General features: G+C 70.9%; 19 protein-coding genes. 9 read left to right on the forward strand and 10 right to left on the reverse strand.

The features are described 5' to 3' along the window. Positions 1–67: 67 nt before the first annotated feature. From B0A89_RS05090 to B0A89_RS05105, 4 genes are all read right to left on the reverse strand, one after another. Complete coding sequence (locus B0A89_RS05090) at positions 68–3,217, reverse strand: TRCF domain-containing protein (RefSeq protein ID WP_085377210.1); 3,150 nt, start codon at positions 3,215–3,217, stop codon at positions 68–70. A 254-nt stretch (positions 3,218–3,471) separates the two neighbouring features. Beyond that, a complete protein-coding gene (locus B0A89_RS05095; protein WP_085377211.1) occupies positions 3,472–4,611 on the reverse strand; it encodes an MlaD family protein in 1,140 nt (379 codons plus the stop codon). A gap of 3 nt (positions 4,612–4,614) precedes the next feature. After that, positions 4,615–5,385 (reverse strand): ABC transporter ATP-binding protein, encoded by a 771-nt coding sequence (locus B0A89_RS05100; protein ID WP_420814420.1) that lies wholly within the window; start codon positions 5,383–5,385, stop codon positions 4,615–4,617. Continuing rightward, positions 5,382–6,497 carry an ABC transporter permease gene (locus B0A89_RS05105; RefSeq protein WP_085377213.1) on the reverse strand — a complete coding sequence of 372 codons (1,116 nt, stop codon included), beginning with the start codon at positions 6,495–6,497 and terminating at the stop codon, positions 5,382–5,384. Before B0A89_RS05105 ends, B0A89_RS05100 begins: the two co-directional genes overlap by 4 nt. A 226-nt stretch (positions 6,498–6,723) precedes the next feature. Here B0A89_RS05105 and B0A89_RS05110 point away from each other — a divergent pair, with 226 nt between their 5' ends. Then, entirely contained in the window at positions 6,724–7,431 is a 708-nt protein-coding gene (locus B0A89_RS05110; protein WP_276207447.1) for an alcohol dehydrogenase catalytic domain-containing protein, read from the forward strand. A 90-nt stretch (positions 7,432–7,521) separates the two neighbouring features. Here B0A89_RS05110 and B0A89_RS05115 read toward each other — a convergent pair whose 3' ends face one another. Then, positions 7,522–9,381, reverse strand: a complete 1,860-nt coding sequence (locus B0A89_RS05115; RefSeq protein ID WP_157115249.1) for a DEAD/DEAH box helicase — start codon at positions 9,379–9,381, stop codon at positions 7,522–7,524. Positions 9,382–9,991: 610 nt separating this feature from the next. Here B0A89_RS05115 and B0A89_RS15110 point away from each other — a divergent pair. From B0A89_RS15110 to B0A89_RS05130, 4 genes are read left to right on the forward strand one after another with little or no spacing between them, the layout of a single operon-like run. Further along, the gene (locus B0A89_RS15110) at positions 9,992–10,156 is read left to right on the forward strand and encodes a deoxyribodipyrimidine photo-lyase (protein ID WP_240558646.1); all 165 of its coding nucleotides are present in this window, start codon (positions 9,992–9,994) and stop codon (positions 10,154–10,156) included. A 26-nt stretch (positions 10,157–10,182) separates the two neighbouring features. Continuing rightward, positions 10,183–11,337 carry a cryptochrome/photolyase family protein gene (locus B0A89_RS05120; protein ID WP_240558647.1) on the forward strand — a complete coding sequence of 385 codons (1,155 nt, stop codon included), beginning with the start codon at positions 10,183–10,185 and terminating at the stop codon, positions 11,335–11,337. After that, positions 11,334–11,996 carry an SDR family NAD(P)-dependent oxidoreductase gene (locus B0A89_RS05125; protein WP_085377214.1) on the forward strand — a complete coding sequence of 221 codons (663 nt, stop codon included), beginning with the start codon at positions 11,334–11,336 and terminating at the stop codon, positions 11,994–11,996. The genes B0A89_RS05120 and B0A89_RS05125 overlap by 4 nt, the downstream gene beginning before the upstream one ends. Further along, on the forward strand, positions 11,990–13,558 hold the full coding sequence (locus B0A89_RS05130; protein ID WP_085377215.1) for a cryptochrome/photolyase family protein: 1,569 nt from the start codon (positions 11,990–11,992) through the stop codon (positions 13,556–13,558). The genes B0A89_RS05125 and B0A89_RS05130 overlap by 7 nt, the downstream gene beginning before the upstream one ends. Here B0A89_RS05130 and B0A89_RS05135 read toward each other — a convergent pair. The 5 genes from B0A89_RS05135 to B0A89_RS05155 form a co-directional block, all read right to left on the reverse strand. Further along, complete coding sequence (locus B0A89_RS05135) at positions 13,519–14,163, reverse strand: TetR/AcrR family transcriptional regulator (protein WP_085377216.1); 645 nt, start codon at positions 14,161–14,163, stop codon at positions 13,519–13,521. The two genes, B0A89_RS05130 and B0A89_RS05135, sit on opposite strands and share 40 nt — an antisense overlap. Positions 14,164–14,255: 92 nt before the next feature. Further along, on the reverse strand, positions 14,256–15,296 hold the full coding sequence (locus B0A89_RS05140) for a lipocalin-like domain-containing protein (RefSeq protein WP_085377217.1): 1,041 nt from the start codon (positions 15,294–15,296) through the stop codon (positions 14,256–14,258). Beyond that, positions 15,289–17,613 carry an FtsX-like permease family protein gene (locus tag B0A89_RS15310; protein ID WP_085377218.1) on the reverse strand — a complete coding sequence of 775 codons (2,325 nt, stop codon included), beginning with the start codon at positions 17,611–17,613 and terminating at the stop codon, positions 15,289–15,291. Before B0A89_RS15310 ends, B0A89_RS05140 begins: the two co-directional genes overlap by 8 nt. After that, on the reverse strand, positions 17,610–18,293 hold the full coding sequence (locus B0A89_RS05150; protein ID WP_085377219.1) for an ABC transporter ATP-binding protein: 684 nt from the start codon (positions 18,291–18,293) through the stop codon (positions 17,610–17,612). Before B0A89_RS05150 ends, B0A89_RS15310 begins: the two co-directional genes overlap by 4 nt. A 5-nt stretch (positions 18,294–18,298) precedes the next feature. After that, a complete protein-coding gene (locus B0A89_RS05155) occupies positions 18,299–18,697 on the reverse strand; it encodes a hypothetical protein (RefSeq protein WP_157115250.1) in 399 nt (132 codons plus the stop codon). Between the two features lie 70 nt (positions 18,698–18,767). On the opposite strand from B0A89_RS05155, the gene B0A89_RS05160 reads away from it, so the two are divergent. From B0A89_RS05160 to B0A89_RS05175, 4 genes are all read left to right on the forward strand, one after another. Further along, positions 18,768–19,463, forward strand: a complete 696-nt coding sequence (locus B0A89_RS05160; protein ID WP_085377221.1) for a tryptophan-rich sensory protein — start codon at positions 18,768–18,770, stop codon at positions 19,461–19,463. Between the two features lie 185 nt (positions 19,464–19,648). Then, positions 19,649–19,888, forward strand: coding sequence for a recombinase family protein (locus tag B0A89_RS05165; protein ID WP_169712135.1), 240 nt, complete (start codon positions 19,649–19,651; stop codon positions 19,886–19,888). Positions 19,889–19,891: 3 nt separating this feature from the next. Next, on the forward strand, positions 19,892–21,028 hold the full coding sequence (locus B0A89_RS05170; RefSeq protein WP_085377223.1) for a recombinase family protein: 1,137 nt from the start codon (positions 19,892–19,894) through the stop codon (positions 21,026–21,028). A 953-nt stretch (positions 21,029–21,981) separates the two neighbouring features. Continuing rightward, positions 21,982–22,524 (forward strand): hypothetical protein, encoded by a 543-nt coding sequence (locus B0A89_RS05175; protein ID WP_085377224.1) that lies wholly within the window; start codon positions 21,982–21,984, stop codon positions 22,522–22,524. Positions 22,525–22,938: the final 414 nt, after the last annotated feature.

A 22,938-nucleotide genomic window follows, 5' to 3' on the forward strand; every position in this document is an offset into this window, starting at 1 on the left:
CAGGCCGCGCCCAGGCCGGCGCCGACCGCTCGTCCCCAAGGGGCCGACCGGCGGCACCGGGCCGCGATCAGGCCTCGGCGCGTTCGGCAAGGCCCCGCATCAGCGCGCCAGCGCGCGCAAAGCGCGCCGCAGGATCGTCGATCGCCTCGGGCAGGACGAAAACACCCCCCTCGCGCGGCTCGAGCCCCTGGGTATCCAGGACAAGGCCTTCACGCGGATAGATCGAAATGCCGGCCGGCCCGGCCGCCACCCGCTCGACCCCGGCGGCACGGGCTTCAAGCCGGATGCGGACGGTCGCCATCAGCCGCTCGGCCGGCTCGGGCAAGGGGCCGAAGCGGTCTTCAAGCTCATCGACAATCAGGTCTATCTCATCCGCCTCGTTCAGTCGCGACAGGCGCATATAGACGCCCAGCCGCGTATCGGCATCCGCGATCCAGTCCTCGGGCAGGCGCCCTTCGCTGCCGAGTTGCAGGTCGGGCTGGCGACCGGCCGGGGGCTCACCCCGCTGTGCGCGGATCGCATCCGACAAAAGCTGCTGGTAAAGGTCGATGCCGATCATCTTCATGTGCCCGGCCTGCTCGGCCCCCAGCAGATCGCCGGCCCCCCGCAGATCCAGATCGCGGGCGCTGATCTCGAAGCCCGCGCCAAGATGGCTGAGCGTTTCCAGCGTCTGCAGGCGGCGCAATGTGCGCTCTGGTATCTGCGCGCCCGGATCGGTGAACATCAGCATCTGGCCGCGCTGCGCGCCCCGCCCGACCCGCCCGCGCAGCTGGTGCAGCTGCGCCAAGCCGAAGCGGTCGGCGCGGGTCACGATCATGGTGTTGGCGCGCGGCACGTCCAGCCCCGCCTCGATGATGTTGGTCGCCAGCAGAACATCCCCGTCCCCATTGGCAAAACCGATCATCGCGTCGTCGATTTCGGCGGCCTGCATTTCGCCATGGACCCGAAGAACCGTCAGTTCGGGGACCAGCCGGGCCAGCGTTGCGGCGATGGCCTCCATGTCGCCGATGCGGGGGACGACGACGAAGCTTTGCCCCTGCCGCGCCTTTTCCCGCAGCAGGGCCGTGCGCAGCGCCCCAGTGTCATAGGGGGCGACGCGCGTGGCGATGGGTTGGCGCCGCGCGGGCGGGGTTGCGATCACCGACAGTTGCTGAAGCCCGACAAGCGCCTGTTGCAGGGTGCGCGGGATCGGCGTTGCCGTCATCGTCAGAACATGTTTCGCCCCCAGCGCGCGCATCTTGCGCTTGTCGGCGGTGCCGAATCGCTGCTCCTCGTCGATGACCAGCAGGCCCAGATCGTCATAGGCGATCCCCTTGCCCGCCACCGTCGCGGTGCCAATCACGATGCGGATGCTGCCATCGGCGAGGCCAGCCTTCACGCGCTTCTTCTCGGCCGCGCTGTCAAGGCGCGTCAGGCCACCCACCGCAACCCCCAGCGGCGCAAAGCGGCGGGTGAAGCTGTCCAGGTGCTGGCGGGCCAGCACGGTCGTGGGCACCGCAACGGCGACCTGCTTGCCGGCCAGCACCGCCAGCGCCGCGGCGCGCAGCGCGACCTCGGTCTTGCCAAAGCCCACATCGCCGATCACCAGCCGGTCCATCGGCCGGCCCGAGGCAAGATCGTCTCGCACCGCCTCGATCGCGCGCGACTGGTCAGGGGTTTCGGCATAGGGAAAGCCGGCCGCAAAGCGTTCATAGGCAGCCGGTTCGGGGTCGAGTACCGGGGCCTCGATCTGCGCCTGCTCGGCGGCCAGTTCGGTCAGGGCGGCAGCGGTCTGCGCGACCGCGGCCTCGACCTCGCCCCGGCGCTTGAGCCAGCTTGACCCGTCCAGCTTGTCGAGGGTCACGGATTCCGGCTCTCCGCCATAGCGCCAGATGCGATCGGCCTGCAGGACGGGAACCAGCCGCACCCCGCCATCGTGATAGGTCAGGCGGATTGCATCGCCCCCATCCGTCCCGTCTGCCGAGGGCAGCGGCTCGATCCCCTCGACGACGCCGATGCCGTGTTCGGTATGAACCACCACATCGCCGATGCGGATCATGGCCACATCCAGCAGGCCGTTCAGGCCCGCCACGGCCGCGTCGCCCCGCTGCGCGCGGCTGCCCAGCAGATCGGCCGCCGCCACCACCAGAACGCCGTCCCGGTGAAAGCCGCGCCCTGCCGGCATGGGCAGCGTCCACAGCGTCCCCGGATCGGCCGCGACGATCTGCGCCCAGTCCTGCGCGGGGGTGGCGGCGCAGCCCAGCGCCTGCCCGGCACGGCGCGCGATAAAGCGCAGGTCGCGTTCGCCCCCGACCAGCGCCACCTTTTCGCCCGCATCAAAAGCGGCCCGCGCCGCCTGGGCGAATGCGTCCAGCGGACGGCGCCCTTCTACGAAACGATCCGGCGCCTTGCCGGCAGGGGGCAGGGCAACCCGCTCATGCCCGGCAAGCGCCGCCTCCCACGCCTCGTCCGCAAGCACGCCGGCAGCGACCGTGCCGCCGATATCGCGCGCCAGTGCCAGCATGTTCCGGCGCCGGGTATCGGCCAGATCATCCATCACCAGGCGCGCACCCGGCAAATGATCGAGCAGCGACACCGCCGGCCCCTCGCGCGGGCTGTCCTCGGCGGGGGCGATCCGCGCCATGTCGATCATGTTCAGGGTGCGCTGATCCAGCAGGTCAAAACGCCGGATCGCCGCGATCCGGCCATCCTCGGCGTCGATGCGGACCGGATTTGCGGCCTGGGTCGGAAAGACATCCAGCACCCGGCCGTGCAGGGCAACCTCGCCCGGCTCGTCCACGCGGTCATCATCCCTGTAGCCCATCGCCACAAGCGTATCGCGCAGCGATTCAAGCGGAGTTTGCTCGCCCACCTGCACGTCCAGCATCCGCGGGGCGGCCTGCGGCGCGGGCCAGCCCTGCGCCAGCGCCTCGGCGGTGGTGATCAGCGCGACCGGCCCTGCCTCGCCGCGTTCGGCCAGCCCTGCAAGGCCGGCTGCGCGCAGCCCGACATTGGCAGGGGTGGCCCGGATGCCTGATCCCGGCAGCGCATCCGCCTCGGGGACCAGCACGCATGAGGCGGCCGGGCATGCGATCTGCAGCGCCCGGTAAACCGCGATCGCCGCGCCCTCGGCCGGCGCCACATGGATCACGTCACCCTCGGCCAGCAGCGCCGCAAGCGCGGTGGCAATTTCGGCTTCACCGGGACGTTCGGCGTGCGCGGCAGGGGATGTGGTCATGATGGCTCCATTGTGGCCCCGCAGGGCGGCGCTAGACAAACGCGCCAAAGCGATCGGGTTCCACGAGGGGGCAAAGCATCCGCCGCGCCGACCGGCGCGCGCGGTCGCCGGTCAGCCGGTCGGGCCGCCCTTTGCGCGGGCAAGGCCAAGCCGCTCGCCCCTGCAAAGGCGCAGGTCTGTCCAAGGGAAAAGGGCGGCCCTGCGCGAGAGCCGGCACAGCCCGGCCCGCCCTTTCCAGTGCGGCGCAGGGGCGCTCAGCGCCCCAACAGCAGCGAATTGGGCCGCCGTTCGATGCTGCGGGCCATGGAACCGAGGTCGGCGGCCGCGCTGCCGATGGCGCGCGCCGCGCGGCGGATGTCGGTCTGCAGCGCGCTGCTTTGGCCCAGGCCCCCGGCCAGCGTCTCGATCGCCCCCGCGGCGCGCCCGATGCGCGTCGCCAAGGGCTGGGTCATGCCCGCCACGCCGTCCGCCGCCCGGCGGATCGAGGCCATCATCTCGTTCAGGTTCCGGGCCGAGCCGGCGGCATGGAGATCGTCCAGCAGCGCCTTGGCCGAGGCCAGGACATCGGACAGCGAGCGCGGCAGGGCGGCGGCATCCTCGCTGCCCAGCATCCGGCGCAGGTCGGCCAGGATGCCCTCGGCCTGCGCAGAGATGGCGGGCAGGCGCATGTCCTCAACCGCCTTGCCGGCGCGGGCAAGCTGGTCGGCGGCGCCCCTGACGCTGTCCAGCGCGGCCGTGGTGCGCGGCCCGATCCCGTCGAACTGGCCGGCAAAATCCTGCAGCGTTCTGCCCACCGCCCCGATCCCCTGCGTCGCCTGCGAGATGTCGGCTATCGCCGTTTTCAGCTGCCCCGTGGCGTCGTCCACGTTGCGCAGGATGCTGTCTACATGGGCCTTGTTGCCCTCGTCCAGCATGGCGTTGAGCCGGGCCGCGGCGTCGGAAAGCTGTTCGACCAGCGCCGGGGCGCTTTCGGTGATGGATTGCAGGGCCGATCGCCCGGCATGGATTTCCGGCACCGGATCGCCGCCCTCGCGCAGCAGCGCCGCCGAAGCCGAACCCGATGACACCGCCAGCGTGGACAGGCCGGTGATTCCCTGCGGCACCATCGTCGCCACGCTGTCGGCGCGCACCGGCGTGCCCTCGCGCAGCTCCAGCTGGACGCGGACTCGGCCATCGGGGTCAAGCGCCAGGTCGATCACCTGCCCGACGGGAACGCCCGAGAACTGCACCTGCGTGCCGGCCGAGATGCCCGAGATTTCCGGGAACAGCACCTGATAATAGTCATAGCGCCGGTTCGCCTCGTGCCCGGCGAACCACATCAGGAACACCAGCAGCCCCAGAAAGCCCGCCAGCGCAAAGGCCCCGATCAGCAGGAAATTGGCCCGTGTTTCCATCGCTCACGCCTTTGTTGCGGGGTCAAAGGCCGCGCGGGCGCGGGGACCGTTGAAATAATCATGCACCCAGGGGTGGGACAGGCGGCGCAACTCGGCGATGGTGCCGGTCGCCAGCACCCGCTTTTCCGCCAGCACCGCAATGCGGTCGCAGCAGGCATGCAGCGTGTCAAGGTCATGGGTGACGAGGAACACCGTCAGCCCCAGCGCGTCGGTCAGCCCGCGGATCAGGCGGTCGAATTCGGCGGCGCCGATCGGATCGAGGCCCGCGGTCGGCTCGTCCAGAAAGACGATCGCCGGGTCGAGCGCCAGCGCGCGGGCCAGCCCGGCGCGCTTCTTCATCCCGCCCGACAGCTCGGAGGGAAACTTGTCGCCCGCATCGGGCGGCAGGCCGGACATGGAAATCTTCAGCTCGGCCAACGCGCGCCGGACCGGAGGGGACAGGTCCAGAGGGCGCATCGGCACCTCGACATTCTCGCACACGGTCAGGGTGGAAAACAGCGCGCCGTCCTGGAACATCACCCCCCACAGCCCGCCCAGCCGGGCGCGGCCTTCGGCCGAGGGGGCCAACACGTCGATGCCGTCCACCGTGATCGTCCCCGCTGCCGGGCGCAGCAGCCCCACGATGCTGCGCAGCAGCACCGACTTGCCCGTTCCGGACCCGCCGACGACACCCAGGATCTCGCCCCGCATCACGTCGAGGTCGAGGCCGTCATGGATAACCTTTGGCCCGAACTGCGTGCGCAGGCCGCGGATTTGGATGATCGGGTCGCTCACCATCCTACCTGCGCGAAGAAGATCGAGAACCCCGCATCGGCCAGGATCACCGCAAAGATCGCGCCCACGACCGATCCCGAGGTCAGCCGCCCCAGCGATTCCGTGTCGCCGCCCACCTGCATCCCGCCGCGGCAGCCGATGATGCCGATGAGCAGGCCAAAGACGGGGGCCTTGACCAGGCCGACAAGCACATGCTGCACCGCCACGTTGTCGCGCAGGCGCGCCATGAACATCGCCGGCGAAATGTCCAGCGCCCCCCAGGACATCACGGCCCCGCCCAACAGCCCGGCAATGTCCGCGATCAGCGCCAGAATCGGCATCATCAGCACCAGGGCGAGCACCCGCGGCAGGATCAGCGCCGTGTCGGGATCAAGGTCGAGCGTGCGCATCGCGTCGATCTCCTCGCGCATCTTCATGGCGCCGATGGCGGCGGTGAAGGCCGCGCCCGTGCGGCCGGCGACGACGATGGCCGTCAGCAGGATCGCCATTTCCCGCAGCACCGCGATGCCGACCAGATCGACGGTAAAGATCTCGGCCCCGAAGGCGCGCAGCTGGAAGGCCCCCTGATAGGCCAGCACCACCCCGATCAGGAACGAGATCGTGGCGACGATAGGCACGGCGTCCAGCCCGACCTGCTGGGCATGATGGGCCAGCGCGGTCAGCGGAAAACGCTGCGGATGCAGCACCGTGCGGCCCAGCGCGGCCAGAAAGCGGCCGAGATATTCGACCAGCCCAGCCGCCCCCGCACCCGCCCCCACGACCCAGCGGCCCAAGCCCTCGACCAGATCGCGCAGGCGCATGCGGCGCGAGGGGGGCGGCGGAATCTCGGGCACGGCCTTGGCGACAGCCGCCAGCAGGGGCGCAAAGCGATCGGGCAGGCCGGTCAGCCGCATGCCCCGCCGGCGCAGATCGTCAAGCAGCCAGGCCCCGGCGGTGTCCAGCCCGGTCAGGCCGGACAGATCGGCCTCGGCGGCACCAGCAAGGGAGGCGGGCGCAGGCAGCGCCGCGATGCCCAGCCGGCCTGCCAAGGCGATCCGGTCGCCAGCGCGCCGGATCGTCAGAGGGTCGTTCCCCTGCGGCAGGGCGCCGCGATGCGGTTGGTCCCTGGTCATGACAGCCCGGCACAGCCAATGGTTGCAACCTTATCTTCCTCGCCGGGCCGCCGCAATCGCGCCCCACCACCGCCCAGCCGCAGAAGCGCGCTGGCCGCAAGGCGGGCGCAGCCCCCTTCCCTGTCGGGGTTTGTGGCTGTAACCGGCCGGCACCTCCCCTGGTATCGGCGCGCCCGCCGCCAAAGCAGGCGGGCGACCGACACGATCCCTAAAGAGAGCATGACAGATGAAGGCAGCACGCTGGCACGGACAGAGGGACATCAGGGTCGAGGATGTTCCCGAACCCGTTTTCGGACCCGGAGAGGTCAAGCTGAAGCTCGCCTGGGCCGGCATCTGCGGCAGCGACCTGCATGAATACATGGCCGGGCCGATCTTCATACCCGCGGGGCAGGACCACCCGCTCAGCCATGACCGGGCCCCCATTGTCATGGGACACGAGTTCTGCGGCACCGTGACCGAACTGGGCGAGGGGGTCGAGGGCCTGGCGGTGGGCGAGCGCGTCGCCATCGAGCCGATCTTTGCCTGCGGCGCCTGCCCCGCCTGCCGCGAGGGCAAGTACAACCTGTGCGACAAGCTGGGCTTTGTCGGGCTGTCCGGGGGGCATGGCGGCTTTTCCGCCTATTCGGTCGTGGCGGCGCGCATGGTCCACAAGATGCCGGAAGGGCTGTCGCTGGAACAGGGCGCGATGGTCGAGCATTCGGCGGTCGCGCTGCACGCCGTGCGGCTGTCCTCGATCCGCGCTGGCGACAGCGCCGCGGTGTTCGGGGCAGGGCCAATCGGGCTGCTGGTTATCGAGGCGCTGCGCCCCGCCGGCCGCGAAGGCCGCCCGGACAGGGCTGCGCAGGATGCCTGTGATGAGGCGCCGTTCCGATGCAGCCGCAAGGGCGCGTCACCGATGCCCCAACCCACGGGTCGCCCTGGGGCAGTCGGCTGACCCCGCGGGTTGCGGGGCAGATCCGGGGTTTGCCACGGCCCCTCGACTGATCGACAGCGCCGCTGCCCGGCCGGCCCCGAGGGCGGGCAGCTAGCCGCGCCCCTTGCGCCCGCGTGGGCCCGGCCTGCCATCGCCCGCGCCGCCCGGCCTGCCCTCCCGCGCGGGCTTGCCCTCGGCTCTGGCGCCGGGACCGGCCTTTCTGGCCGCCTTGGCATCTGCCGTCCACCGCGGCTTTTTGCCGGGGACGAGCTGTTCGGCGCGCTCGCCCTGCGGGGCCGATGCGGCCGAGGCGGCCTTGCGCCCGGCGGGCGGCATGGCGGCAGGCTTGCCCCCTGATCGGGGGCGCGGCCTTGCGCCTGCGGCGCTGTCCAGCATCGGCTCGCCCGCCAGGCGGCGCATCGACAGGCCCGGCTCCAGTTCCGTCACCGCGCTGAAGCGGGCGGCATCAGCGGTCGCGATCTGGACGAAGGTTTCGCTCTCGCGCACGCGGATCGCGCCGATGGCCTCGCGGGTGATGCCGCCCGCTTCGCAGATCTTGGGCAGCAGCCAGCGCGCCTCGGCCCGCCCGGCATGGCCGACCGACAGGGCAAACCACACCGCCTCGCCAAAGACGCGGGCCGGCCGGGGGCCAGCCTCGGGCGGCGGGGCCGTGTCGGTCAGCTCTTCGGGCGGGGGACGGCCCTCGCGCCACAGCTGGACAAAGGCGGCCGCGACCTGCTGGGGGCCCACGCGTTCCAGCAGGGCCAAGGCAGGCGTCATATCCTCCAGCGGCGTCGTCAGGGCCGGATGGTCCAGCATCCTGACATCATCACGGGCGCTGACCTCCTCGGCCGAGGGGGCCTTGCCCCAGTCGGCCACCACCCCGGCCGCCTGCAACAGGCGCTGCGCCTTCTTGTAATCGGCAGGCGCGACGATCAGCGCGGAAACGCCCTTGGCGCCCGCCCGGCCCGTCCGCCCCGACCGGTGCAGCAGGGTTTCGTGATTGGTCGGCAGGTCGGCATGGATCACCAGCTCAAGCCCCGGCAGGTCGATGCCGCGCGCCGCCACGTCGGTGGCGATGCAGACCCGCGCCCGGCCGTCGCGCAGCGCCTGCAGCGCATGGGTGCGTTCCTGCTGCGACAGCTCGCCCGACAGCGCGACGACACGAAAGCCGCGATTGCCCATCCGCGCCAGCAGATGATTCACATTGGCCCGCGTCTTGCAGAAGACGATGGCAGTCTGCGCCTCGTAATAGCGCAGCAGGTTGAAGATCGCGTTCTCGCGGTCGCGGGTGGCGATGGACAGGGCGCGATAGTCGATGTCGCCATGCTGGCGCGCCTCGCCCATCGCGGAAATCCGCCGGGAATCGCGCTGAAAATCGCGCGCCAGCTTTTCGATCGCCGGGGGCACCGTGGCCGAGAACATCAGCGTGCGCCGATCGGCCGGCGCGGCGCCCAGGATGAATTCAAGATCATCCCGAAAGCCCATGTCGAGCATCTCGTCGGCCTCGTCCAGCACCGCGACCCGCAGCGCCGAAAGATCCAGCCCGCCTCGTTCGACATGGTCGCGCAGCCGTCCCGGCGTGCCCACGACGATCTGCGCGCCGCGCTCAAGCGCGCGCCGTTCCGTGCGGTAATCCATCCCGCCGACGCAGGTGGCAACGCCCGCCCCGGTATCGGCGTAAAGCCAGCGCAGTTCGGCCGCGACCTGCAGCGCAAGTTCGCGCGTGGGCGCGATCACCAGCGCCAGCGGCGGGGTTCCCACAGGCAGCAGACCGTTCTCGTCCAGCAGGTCCGAGGCCGCGGCAATGCCGAAGGCGACGGTCTTGCCCGACCCGGTCTGCGCCGAAACAAGCAGGTCATGCCCTGCGGTTTCGGGCCCGAGCACCGCCTGCTGCACGGCGGTCAGGGTATCATAGCCGCGCGCGGCCAGCGCGCCAGCCAGTGGCGCCGCGATCATCGAATCGTTCATCTGGTCCGCCTGAAATATGTCACCAAGGCTTGCCCACGGGCTTTGACAGCCCTGGCGCTGCGCCCCAAGGGGGATCGCTGCCATGTCAGGGCGCACCATATCCCGCCAAGGCGCAAAGGAAAAGATGCCCATGCAGTATGAGCCGGACCAGCCTGGGGCAAGAAGCTTTTTGTTGGTGCGCCTTGACGTTTGGAGTTGCAAGATCGCCCAGCCATGCAGGCTGCGGCTTTTCCGGGCATGCTGATCCCGCTTGAAACGGCGGCCGCGCGCAGCCTCGGGATGAATGCCTGGAAGAACCGCCCCTAACCCGCCGGGCAGCGGGTCTGGTGCCGAGTTGGGCTTCATCGCAGAGGGGGTTTGCAGCACCCTGATCGCAATGGCCATGCCGATGAAGGGAAAGCGGCTCTACGACGCGGATGCCATCAACCTGCTGCATCAGCATGAGGGGCGCGACCTTGGGGACATCCGCTCCACTGTCGCGGACCAGATGGCAGGCTGGTAAACAGGATCATCTCACAAACATGTCAAAAACAACCGCACGCGCTCTGCAGGTCCTTGCGCTGGGCCGGCATCCTGCGATCCTTGGCACGCGGGCGAGGGAGGGATCGGAGTGGCGCAGGGTTCGATCTGGGGGGTGCGCCGCGATGCGCGCCTTGCCGACAACGCGGCCCTGACCGCGGCCGGCACGGTCACGGCCGTCTTCCTGCGCGAGCCGCTGCTGGCCGCACAGGGCGCCGCGACGCGCTGGCGCCTGCACCGCGCGGCGGCGCGCTGACGATCCGCAGCGGCCCGCCCGAGGCGGTGCTGCCCGCCCTCGCCGCCGAACTCGGCGTGGCCGAGGTGCACGCCCTCGCCTGGCCCGAGGCCGGACGCCTCGCCGCCGACACCCGCACGACAGAGGCGCTGGCGGCGCGCGGCGTGGCGCTGGTCCTGCATGACGGGCACACGCTGCTGCCGCCCGGCGCGGTGCGGGGCGCGCAGGACCAAGCGTTCAAGGTTTATTCCGCCTTCGCCCGCGCCGCCCGCGCCCTCGGCATCCCGGGCCCCGCCCCGGCCCCCGCCCGCCTCGACTGGCGGCCCGCGCCGGGCGAGGCGCTGGCCGACCTAGCCCCCGACATGCGCCGCGGCGCGGCCGTCCTTGCCGCCCACGCGCCCGAGGCGGGCGAGCGCGCGGCCCTGCGCCGCCTAGATCAGTTCCTTGACCGCCCGGTGCAGGACCATGCCACCGCGCGCGACCGGATCGACCTGCCGGGCGGCACCTCGGGCCTCTCCGAGGCGCTGGCGGTGGGCGAGATCGGGCCACGCACGATCTGGGCCGCCGCCCGCGCCGTCCCCGGCCGCGGGGCCGAGAAGTTCCTGTCCGAGCTGCTTTGGCGCGACTTCGCCTGGGCGCTGCTGGCGGACCGCCCGGACCTGCCGCGCGCGAACTATCGCCCTGACTGGGACCGCTTCGGCTGGCAGGGCGACGGGCCACAGGCCGAGGGCTGGCGCCGTGCGATGACGGGCATCCCCCTCGTCGATGCCGGCCTGCGCGAGATGTTCGTGACAGGCACCATGCACAACCGCGTGCGCATGGTCGTCGACAGCTTCCTGACCAAGCACCTGCTGACCGACTGGCGCGTTGGCGCGGCGTGGTTCGACGACTGCCTGACCGACTGGGACCCGGCCAGCAACGCGATGAACTGGCAGTGGGTCGCGGGCAGCGGGCCGGACGCCGCGCCCTATTTCCGCGTCTTCAACCCCGCGCTGCAGGCCGAGAAGTTCGACCCGGCCGGCGCCTATCGCCGGCGCTGGCTCGACCCCGCCTCGGGGTATTTCGAGGCGGGGTCGCGGGCTTGGGGCCTTGATCCGGCCGCGCCCGTGCGCCCGCTGATCGGGCTGGCCGAGGGGCGGGCGCGGGCGCGGGCGGCGCTGGCCGCAATGGGCAGCACCCTCGCGCCGGGGCACGACGGGTGAGGCGGGCGCTGATCCTCGGCGCCTCGGGCGGGATCGGGGCGGCGCTGGTCGCGGCGCTGGAGGCGCGCGGCAGCGCGGTCACGGGCCTGTCGCGGAGCGCCACCGGCCTTGATCTGACCGATGCCGCCAGCGTGGCGCGGGCGGCGGCCCAGCTTTCGCCGCCGTTCGACCTGATCGTCAACGCCGCCGGCGCGCTGGAGATTGCGGGCCGCGGCCCGGAAAAACGCCTCGCCGACATCGAGGCCGAAGCCTTCACCGCCCAGTTCGCGCTGAACGCCACCGGCATGGCGCTGGCGCTGCGCCATTTCGCCCCGCTGCTGGGCGCCCCGCGCCCGGTATTCGCGGGCCTGACGGCGCGGCTTGGCAGCATCGGCGACAACGCGCTGGGTGGCTGGATGGCCTATAGGGCGTCCAAGGCGGCGGCGAACCAGATCCTGCGCACGGCCAGCGTCGAGCTGGCGCGCACCCGCCCCGGCAGCGTGGTCGTCGCCCTGCATCCCGGCACGGTGGCGACGCCGATGACCGACCGCTATGCCGCGAACCGCCCGCGCCTCGCCCCGGCCGAGGCTGCCGCCGGGCTGCTCGCCGTCATCGACCGGCTGACCCCGGCCGACACTGGCAGCTTTTACGACATGCGCGGGCTGCCGATCGCATGGTGAACGCACAGCGCCGCCTGATCCTGATCCTCGGCGATCAGCTGACGCCGGACCTGTCGGCCTTCGACGGCGCCGACCCCGCCCGCGACGTCGTGCTGATGGCCGAGGTCGCGGCCGAGGCGGGCTATGTCGATCACCACCGCCAGAAGCTGGCGCTGGTCTTCGCCGCCATGCGCCACTTCGCGGCCGAGCTGCGCGCCGCCGGCTGGACCGTCGATTACCGCGCCCTGCCCGAGGGGCTGGCGGACCTCGCCACCGCCGCCGCCGAAGCCATCGCCCGCCACCGCCCCGCGCTGCTGATCGCGACCGAGCCGGGCGAGTATCGCCTGCAGGCCGAGATGGAGGGGTGGGAGGACCGCCTCGGCCTGCCCGTCCTGATCCGCCAGGACCGCCGGTTCCTCTGCACCCGCGAGGACTTCGCCGCCTGGGCCGAGGGGCGCCGCACGCTGGTGATGGAGCATTTCTACCGCGTCATGCGCCGGCGCACGGGCCTGCTGATGGAGGGCGAGGCGCCCGTCGGCGGGCGCTGGAACTTTGACGCCGAAAACCGCAAGCCCGCGCGGCCCAGCCTGTTCCTGCCCGCCCCGCTGCCCGGCGCGGACGATCCCGTCACGCGCGAGGTGCTGGCGCTGGTCGCGGACCGCTTCCCCGCCAGCTTCGGGGCGCTGACCCCGTTCCGCTGGCAGGTCACCCGCGCCGGGGCCGAGGCCGCGCGTGACCGCTTCCTGACCGAGGCACTGCCCCATTTCGGCGAGACGCAGGACGCGATGCTGGCCGGGCAGCCGTGGATGCACCACGCCCTGCTTTCGCCCTACCTCAATCTCGGGCTGCTGGACCCGCTCGACCTGTGCAGCCGGGCCGAGGCGGAATGGCGCGCCGGCCGGGCGCCGCTTGCCGCGGTCGAGGGCTTCATCCGCCAGATCATCGGCTGGCGCGAATACGTGCGCGGGGTCTACTGGCTGAAGATGCCGGGCTATGCGGCGACGAACGCGCTGGACGCGCGCCAGCCGTTGCCGGATTTCTACTGGACCGGGCGCACCGACATGGCCTGCCTTTCCGAAGTGATCGGCCAGACGATCGCGACCGGCTATGCCAACCACATCCAGCGGCTGATGATCGCCGGAACCTATGCGCTGCTGATCGGCGCCGACCCGGTGCAGGTCCACCGCTGGTATCTGGGCGTCTATGTGGACGCCTACGAATGGGTCGAGCTGCCCAACACCCTCGGCATGTCGCAGTTTGCCGATGGCGGCCTGCTGGCAACCAAGCCCTATGCCGCCAGCGCCGCCTATGTGAACCGGATGTCGGATTACTGCCGCGGCTGCCGGTTCGATCCGAAAATGCGCCTGGGGCCGCGGGCGTGCCCGTGGAACGCGCTCTACTGGGACTTCATCGCGCGCCATGCGGACCGCTGGGCGCGCAATCCGCGCATGGCGGTGATCGTCAAGGCCTGGGCGGCCAAGCCGGCGGAGGAGCAGGCCGCCCTGCGCGCAGCCGCGGCCGCGCATCTGGGCGCGCTGCGCGGCTACGACGCTGCGGCCGAGGGCGCACCGCCCGTGCCGTAGGCGGCGACAAACATCGCGCTGATCTGCCGCGCATGCGCCGCGGGGTCGAGCGGCCGGCATGCCGCCCCGCCGAGCCGCGTCTGGTGCAGCGCCGCCACGAGGACGGGCGAAATGATCGCCATGGCCGCAAGGCGCGTGTCGACGGGCCGCATCTCGCCTTGCGCGATATGCGCGTCCAGCCGCTCGGCCAGCGCGGCGACGAAGGGGTCGAGCATCGTGTCGAGAAAGGTCGGCCCCAGCTGCGGCGCGCTGAGGGCCTCGATCAGGCCCATGCCCAGCAACTCGGAGATGACGGGATCGTAAAGCGCCGCCTGCGCGCGGTCGACGGCGCCCGCGAGCGACGCGGCAAAGCCGCCCTCGGCCTGGCGCGTGGCCGCGATCTGCGCGCCGGTGCCGTCGGCGATGTGCGCCAGAACGGCGGCGACCAGATCCTCGCGGCGGCCGAAATAATGTCGCAGGGTCGAGACGCTGCACCCGGCCGAGATGGCAAGCTCGCGCATGGTCGGCCAGCCGCTGGCGCGATCCCTCAAACGCCGGGTCAGGGCCTCCAGCAAGGCCCGGCGCCGCGCCGCGTAAGCTGCATTGCGGCTGCCCAGCCGTCTCATCGCGTTGCCTGCCGCCCGCCCTGTCCGCGCCGGACCTTGCGTCAGAATGGGCCGGGGCGCCACACTGTTCCGCCTGCGCCCGGCGCGGCGGCTCAGCCCCGGGACGGGTAGCCCGTCATCTCCAGATAGCCGCGCCCGCCGGAACTGCCCTCGACGCCGACCGGGCCTTCCCAGTAGGGGACCTGCGTGGTCATGAACGCGCCGGGGTTGAGCGCCGCGACCGTCAGGTCGAGATCGGCCGCCGGCACCCGCACGCGCCAGGCCACCGGCACGCCGCCCTGCCGGCGCAGCGGGCGCAGCGCAATGTCTTCGGGCGCCAGCGCCGTCTGCCCGCTTGGCCCGATCACCGTGCCCGAGAGGTAATCCTCGGCCCCGCGCAGGCGGAACAGCATCACGCGCCGCCCGTCATCGAGGAACAGCGAAAACCAGTCCCACCCGCTCTGGTCCGGGGCGAGCGGCTGGCTCGACCATTCGCGGTCGAGCCAGGCCTGCCCGGTCACCGGCTGCGCCCCCTGCCCCAGATCGACCGTGCCGGTCGCCCTCAGGAAGGGCTGCGAATAGTAATGGCTGGCCTGCCCGGCCTGCGACTTGACCGAGTAGCCGTCCTGCCCGTGCCGCACCAGCGGCCCGGTGGCGGTCAGGTCCAGCGCATAGCGGAAATCGCTGCCCCCGGCGGTCAGGCGCAGGGCGCTGGCGGGATCGCCCGTCATCGCCCATTCGTCGATCCAGGCGGCGAAGGGGCTGCCCGTGGCCCCGGCCTGCCCGGTGCCGCCCCGCGCCCAGCGCTCGGCCACGCTGTGCCGCGCGGCGGTCGTCACGGCGGCGTGGCCCATCCACGCCTGCGGCGGCGCGTCCGCCCCCGGTGCCGGGCGCGGCGCAAGCGCCGAGCGGAACAGCGTCCACTGGATGCCGAGGGGGGTGCCGTCGGTAAAGGACAGCGGCGCGGTCACATACCACCACTCGATGCGGAACGTCGGGTGGGGCGCGTGGTCGGCGGGGAAGGCGATCGGCCGCGCCGGGTCGGGCAGCGCATAGCCGTCCGAGGCCGTGCCGAGGCCGGCGAAGCCCTGCGCCGCGGCGGGCCGCACCCGCGCCGCGGCCAGCGCCGCGATCAGGAAGGCGCGCCTATCCATCACCGCTGAACACCTCGATCAGCGCGCGGGGCGAGGACCGCGCCAACCGCCAAGCCGGCCACAGCGCCGCCAGCCCGGCGGCGGCGATCCCGAGGGCCATCAGCCCGGCCCAGGCCGCCAGGTCCGGCTGGAACGGCAGCCGCCAGCCGAACGCCGCGACATTGACCCGCGCCAGCAGGATCCACCCCAGCGCCAGCCCGACCGGCAGCGCCAGCAGCGCGGTCAGCACCGCGAGCAGCACCACCCGCCCCAGCTCCAGCGCGGCGAGCGCGCGGCGCGGCACGCCCATCGCCCACAGCGGCGCCAGCCGCCGCACGCGCTGGTCGGCGATGGTCAGCAGCGCGGTCAGCACCGCAAAGCCCGCCACCGCCAGCGTTAGCGCATTCAGGGCGCCGGTGACGGCGAAGGTGCGCTCGAAGATGCGCAGCGACAGGTTGCGGACCTGCGCCCGGGTCTGCACCGCCTCTGCCGGGACGCCCGCGGCCGCCAGCGCGCGGGCCGTGCCCGCCGGGTCGGGCGTGCGCAGGGCGAAGCGTTCTGGCGGCCGCGCATCCGGCAGCGCGCGATATCGGCTGTCCGAGACGATCACCTGCCCCAGCGGGTTGCCGTAGTCGGCCACGATGCCCACAACCTCGGCCGGGCCGTCGGGCAGCGCGATCGCGGCGCCCGGGGCAATGCCCGCGCGGTGGGCGAGCTGCTCGTTGATGACCGCGCCGCGGCCCGCCTGCACCGCGTCCCAGGCGCCCGGCGCGCCCGCCAGCAGCCGCCAGTCGCGGCGATAGGTGGTGTCGTCGACGACGCCGTGGATCTCGACGGGCTGGCCCGCGACGCGCGCCGCCACGTGCTCGATCGGCAGGGCGCGGACACCCGCCGGCAGCGCCGCGCGCAGGGCGGTGCCGCCGTCGGGCGCGGCGACATACAGCTCGGCCGCAAGCCGCTGATCCAGAAACCCGCCGAACGCCGTGCGAAAGCTGTCAACCATCGTGCCGACGCCGATATTGGCGGCGAGCGCCATCAGCAGCGCCGTCATCGCCAGCGCCATCTGCGGAACCTGATCGCGCGTTTCGGCCACCGCCCAGGCGCGCAGCGGCGCGGCCCCCGCAGGCAGCGCGTGCAGCATTGCGCGCACCAGCCCCGGCATCAGCGCCGCCGCCCCCAGCAGCAGCGCGCCGATGGCGGCGAAGGTCGGCACCAGCCCGCCCCCCAGCGCCAGCAGGCCGGCCGCCGCAGCCAGCAGCCCCGCCCCGCCCAGCGCCCAGGGCCAGCCCCGCGCGGGCGCGGCGGCAGCCAGCACCGGGCGGCGCGCGGCCGCGATCAGCGGGCCGGCGGCACTGACCAGCGTGCCCGCGATCGCCAGCGCGATCCCGCCCAGCCACCACGCCGGGCGCAGCGCGACGCCCGAGCCGACCTCGGCCCCATAGACCCCGGCCAGCGTCGCCGACACGCCCGGCATCAGCGCCACCGCGACGAGGTATCCCAGCGCCACCCCGACCGCCCCCGCGGCGAGCGCGATCAGCGCCAGCTCCGCCACCATCAGCGCGCCGACCAGCGCCAGCGGCGCCCCCAGCGCCCGCAGCACCGCCAGCAGCCGCCGCCGCTGCGCCATCGCCAGCCCGATCGTGCCGCGCACGATGAACAGCCCGACGACGAAGCACAGCGCCCCGAAGGCCGACAGGTTCAGCCGGAAGCTCTCGGTCAGGGCGGCGGGGTCGGTGCCCGCCGCGGGGGCGATGCGCTGCAGGCCCGGCAGCACCGAGCCCGGATCGGGCGCGCCCAGGGGCTGCGGCGCGATCAGCAGCAGGGCGTCAAGCGTCTCGTGGCCCAGCAGCTCGGCCGCGCGGCCGAGATCCGCGATCGCGGTGCCGGGGGGCAGATCGGGGCTGCGCAGGGTTCCGGCGCGGCTTGGTCCTGCGGCGCCAAGGATCACCGTCGCCGGGTCGATCCCCGGCCCGATCCCGCCAGCCTGCGGCCACAGCCCGGCAGGCGCGGTCAGCGGGTCGAGGCCGATCAGATCGACCGCCTGCCCCTCCACCGTCGCCGGGCCGCGCAGCATCGGGCTGACCAGCACACCGGCGCGCCGCAGCGCCACGAAATCGGCCATCGTCAGCGCCGGCCCCTGCGGCCGCACCAGCCGCGCCAGCGCCCCAAGGCGCAGGCCGTCCTCCGCCGCGGCAAAGCCGGCGCGCGCCTCGGCGTTGATCGCCTGCACGCCTGACCACAGCCCCGTCGCCAGCGCGATGCCGACCACAAGCGTCGCCAGCTGCAACGGGGCGCGCCGCCAGTGCGACCACAGCGCGGCGAGGATCGCGCGCGTCATGCCGCCGCCACGCGACCGTGGCTGAGGTGCACCCGCCGGTCGAGCGCCGCTGCCAGCCGGGGCGAATGGGTCACCATCAGCAGCGCGCAGCCGGTGTCCGCGACCAGATCGCGCAGCGCGGCCATCATGCGCTCGGCCGTGTCCTCGTCGAGGCTGCCGGTGGGCTCGTCCGCCAGCAGCAGGCGCGGGCGCAGCGCCATGGCGCGGCCGATGGCGACGCGCTGGCGCTGGCCGCCCGACAGCGCGTCGGGCATCCGCCCGGCGAGGGGCGCAAGGCCGAGGCGCGCCGCCAGCTCGTCCGTCCAGCGCGGGTCGAACCGCCCGGCCAGCCGCGCGTGGAAGGCGAGGTTTTCGGCCACCGTCATCGACGGGATCAGGTTATAGGCCTGGAAGATCATCGCCACGGTCCGGCGGCGCAGGCGCGCGGCCTCGGCCTCGGACATGGCGGTCACGTCCTGCCCGGCGACGGTGATCGTCCCCGCATCGGCGCGGTCGAGGCCCGCAATCAGGTGCAGCAGGGTGGACTTGCCCGACCCGCTCTCGCCCGTCAGTGCCAGCGTCTCGCCATCGGCGAGGCGCAGCGACACGCCGGCCAGCACCGGGACGGACCCGCCCTGCGCGGGAAAGCTCTTGCGCAGGCCGGTCAGCGTCAAAACGGCGGGAGTCTCGGGCGCGTGCATCGCCCTTAGACCGATCCGGGCGGGCGGGCGGGCAGCACCGACCGGGCATAGGCTGCGACCGGCTGCGCGTCGAACCACAACGCGCCGAGCGCCTCGTCGAGCGCCGCGCGGTAGTGGCGCAGGCGGCTGACCCGGCCGAGGGGGGCGGTCTGGACGGCATCGCACCGCTGAAGGAGCGCCACGCCCCGGAAGGCGGCCTCGAACAGCTGTCCGGTCTTGCGGTCCTGCTCGTCCGCGATCGAGGTCATCGCCTGGCCGGGCGCCGGCACGCGGACCAAGAACGGGCTGCACAGCGTCGCCAGCCGCGAATCAATCGCGCGCCGGTGGTCCTCCGCCTCGGCGGCCCAGGCCTCGGGCGCAGCAGCCTCGACAGCGCGCGCGTCACGGTTGATAACGTCGCTCATCTGCGGCAGACTATTCCGCGTTCCGGGCGACCGAAAGACCCAATCTTCCGTCCGGGCTGTGGGGGAATGCATGGCCATCCTGATCTTGCTGCTGACCGTCGCCTTCGCCGCCTCGCCGCTGGCATCGGACGGGTTCAACGGCTTTACCCCGTCGCAATTTCCGGTTGTCCATCAGGAATGGCCGATCCAGCCGGCGGGCTGGGCGTTCGCGATCTGGGGGCTGATCTATCTCGGGCTGATCGCCAGCGCGGGCTTCGGGCTGCTGCGCCGGCCGGCGGCGCCGGACTGGGCAGCGATGCGGCCCGCGCTGGCCGTCAGCCTCGGGGTCGGGACGTTCTGGATCGCGGTCGCGCAGGTCTCGCCGCCGCTGGCGACGGCGATGATCGTCGTCATGCTGGCCGGGGCCCTGGCCGCGCTGCTGCGCGCAGGGCCCGAGGATCGGCTGTGGCTGCGCGCGCCGCTCGGCCTCTATGCCGGGTGGCTGACGGCGGCGACGGGGGTGGCGATCGGCGTGCTGCTGGGCGGCTACGGCGTCCTCGCCCCGACGACGGCGGCGCTGGTCATGCTGCCGGTGGTCCTGATCCTCGCGCTGAGCGTCGCGCGCCGCTGCCCGGACACGCCGACCTATCCCGCAGCCGTCGCCTGGGCGCTGGTCGGCATCGCGGCCGAAGCCATGCGCACCCAGAACTTCTCCGTCGCCGGCATGGCCATCGCGGGCATCGTCCTGCTGGCGATCAACCCGCTGCGCCGGGTGCTGCGTAGCTGAGGACGCGCCGCTCGCCATCGAAGCCCGCAAGGCCGACCACCTCGCCGTCGTCGGAACGGGGGCTGTCGGCAGGACTGGCGCGGCACGGGCTATGACGATCTCCACTTCGTCCACGTCGCCCTGCCCGAGACCCACTTCGACGTTATCGACACGGGCACCCATAGGGCCGCGGCTATGAGATCGTGGTGCAGACTTACACCGGCCGGGCAGCCTTAGGCGCAAGCCTGCTCCGCTCCAGCATCCAGCAACTCCTCGCGGACGCCGGCGCGGGACCGTTTGATGTCGTCGTGGCCGAGGCACTGGACCGGCTGAGCCGCAACCAGGCCGACGTTGCGAGCCTGCACCAGCAGCTGGCTTTTCATGGGGTCACCATCGAGACCCTGAGCGAAGGCCCGATCAACGAACTGCACATCGGCCTGCCCTAGACGATGAACGCCTTGGTCCTCAAGGAGCTTGGCAAGAAGACGCACCGCGGGCTCAAGGGACGCGCCCTGGCGGGTCGGTCGGCCGGCGGAATCAGCTACGGCTACCGCGCCGTGCGCCGGGTCGATGACCGCGGAGAAGCGGTCCGGGGAGAGCGCAGAATAGACGAAGGGGAGGCCCGTGTCGTGGTCCGGATCTTCTCCGACTATGCGCGCGGCATCTCGCTGAGGAAGATCGCGGCGCAGTTGAACGCCGAGCGGGTTCCGGGACCGCGTGGCGGGCAATGGTCCGCGTCGACGATCCATGGCAACCGGGAACGGGGCACCGGCATCCTCAACAACGAACTCTATGTCGGTCGCCTGGTCTGGGACCGGCTCGCCTCTGTGAAGGCCCCCTCGACCGGCAAACGCGTCTCGCGGCTGAAGCCCCAAGAAGACTGGGTTATGACCGAAGTGCCGGCGCTCAGGATCGTTGATCAGGACCTCTGGGACGCGGTGCGCGCCCGTCAGGGGGCAATGAAGAGCAAAGAGACTGACACGCCGGTGTGGGACCGCCGCCGTCCCCGCTACCTGTTCTCCGGGCTGATGCGGTGCGGCTGCTGTGGCAGCGGGTTCTCGAAGATGTCCGCCGACGCGTTCGGCTGCTCCGCCGCACGGAACAAGGGCGCGGCAGTCTGCACAAACCGGCTCGCGATCAAGCGCGACCTGCTGGAATCGAAGGTTCTTGATGCCCTTGCCAACCACCTGATGGACCCGGATCTGGTCCGGCTGTTCTGCGAGGAATACGTCGTCGAGCGCAACCGGCTGGCGACCCAGGCGGACGCAAGCCGTGCAGCTCTCGAGGGCGAACTCGCGCGGGTGAAGAAGGACCACGCCAAGCTGGTGCAGGCGATCCTGGACGGTGTTCCGAGGGATCAGTTGAAGGCAACCATGATCGCGCTCGACGCACGGCGTCAGGACCTCGAGAGGCTTCTCGCGGACCGCCCCTCACAGGAACCGGTGCTGTTTCACCAGGCGATGGCGGGGGTCTATCAGGAGCGGGTTGCGGCCCTCGTTCGAGGCTTTGGGGCATGCCGAAGAGATGGACGCCGCAAAGGAGGCGCTGCGGGCACTCATCGAGCGGATCGTCCTGACGCCGGATGAAGCGTGAGCCCCCCTGACGATCGACGTGCAGGGCGATCTGGCGGGTCTGCTGAGCTTGGCAACCGGCCGGCGCATTTCGTCGGGCAGGGGCCCCAGAAACGGCAAAGCCCCCGGCGTTAGCTAGGGGGCTATTGAGATCACTACTGAATTATTTTTGGTTGCGGGGACAGGATTTGAACCTGTGACCTTCAGGTTATGAGGGCTACCCCTGCGCCCAAGATAATATCGTAATTTCAGCTTGTTAGCCGATTTTCTTGGTCACGACGTCGGCGTCGTGTCGCACGGAACAGCCGCTAATCGTTGGGAGGAAACGGGAATCCTGTCCAGCCTGGCAGCTAGATTGCCTACGTCAAACAGGTTACCGATGTTGTATGCCATATAAAAATGGCGGCACCGAAGTGCCGCCTAGGTTGGTTAAGAAAGATTCCGCCTGCCGGGCCGCTAACGCATGGCGCGACAGACCACCTCCGCCTTCAGGTTACTTCGGCAAGCTGCGCCAATGGGCGCAGACATGCTCGATGCAACCGAACCGGCGGCGCGTATAACGCCTGATCCAGATATGCCCGATCATGCCCTTCTCCTTTCTAGGGAAGAGGGTTTCGCTTGATGCGGGCCGGGGTTTGTGGAATACTCTGTTTGCGAGACAGGAGGATTTCCACGGGTCACGGCCCGCGCTGATTTCCGCCTACTATGGGAAGCCAGGCCTTTGGTCTGGCTTTTCCCGTTTAAGGTCCCCCGCGTCGGGCGGTTGTCAACGCGACGGACCCCGGTGTCTTCTCATCGTCACCTCTGAGGCATCTTGGCGGGATTGCCCGCACACGCAGTCATATCGCAGACGTAGGCCACGCGCAAGCGCTGGCTTACGAAAATCCCATGTGTAGGCGCGGGGCGTTAGGAGCGTTGTTTCGCCGCCCAGATCGTGCTACATCCGCACCTACAAGAGGAAGATCGCCATGAACGCCATCGAAAAACTCCAGTCTGAGCGTCAACGGGTAGTAGCGCGCCTGGCTGAGATTGACAGGATCTTGGGCCAATATGAAGAGCTACAGCGTATCGCTGAGAGCTACCTCTCCTCTGGCGCTCCGCATACAGCACACACTGGAACGGTTACTGATTCGGTGAAAACGCAGGAGGAGGCGCAGCATGAGCCTAGCGTCACCGAGCCCAATTTGCCTCGCGTAAAGAGTCCCAAGACGCCGATGGTCGAATTTGAGCGTGTCGTAACTGAGCTGCTTTCCGAAGCCGAAGTGCCGTTGGATCGGTCCGCGCTCTACAAGGCGCTGCTCGACCGTGACATCGCCATCGGAAGCCCGGATGAGAGTTCCGATCTAAATACGCTGTCTGTGCGCATGTCCCGGATGAAGGACAAGGTTGTAAACGTAAGTGGCCACGGCTACTGGCCGAAAGACCGAGCGTTCCTCCCCGGCGGCTATGTGCCGACGGGAGTAGGCGACATGCCGTCTCAAGATGTTACTAGCGAAAGCGATCTGGCCTGATCCGGAAAGCCTAAGCGCCTCGGATGTGGCTTCCGTTTTGATTTACGTTTGTCACAGCCAAGGTACAGCCTCTCGTGCGCGCAGGCCGGTTCTTCCTCGGCATCACAGTGACGCAGTGGTGACGCAAGAATGACGGACTTTGGCGCGCAACCCATTGAAAGTGTTGAGATGACGCACTTGGCTCAAACCTTTTTGATAAAGGGGGAAAACCACCCAACCCTGAAGGCCCAAATTACCCCTTATATAAAATGTTTCCCGGGCAGGTGCGTCATCTCAACACTATCAAGCACTTACGCCCCAAAACCCGTCATTCCTGCGTCATTCTTGCGTCATGCGCCGCGCCCCTCGGGCCGGTCTGAGGGGCTTCAATCGGGAAGGATCGGGAAGGCGGCGGTTCCTCCCGGGCCGATTTGT

This window comes from Paracoccus contaminans (assembly GCF_002105555.1).
In the GTDB taxonomy this organism is placed as follows: domain Bacteria; phylum Pseudomonadota; class Alphaproteobacteria; order Rhodobacterales; family Rhodobacteraceae; genus Paracoccus; species Paracoccus contaminans.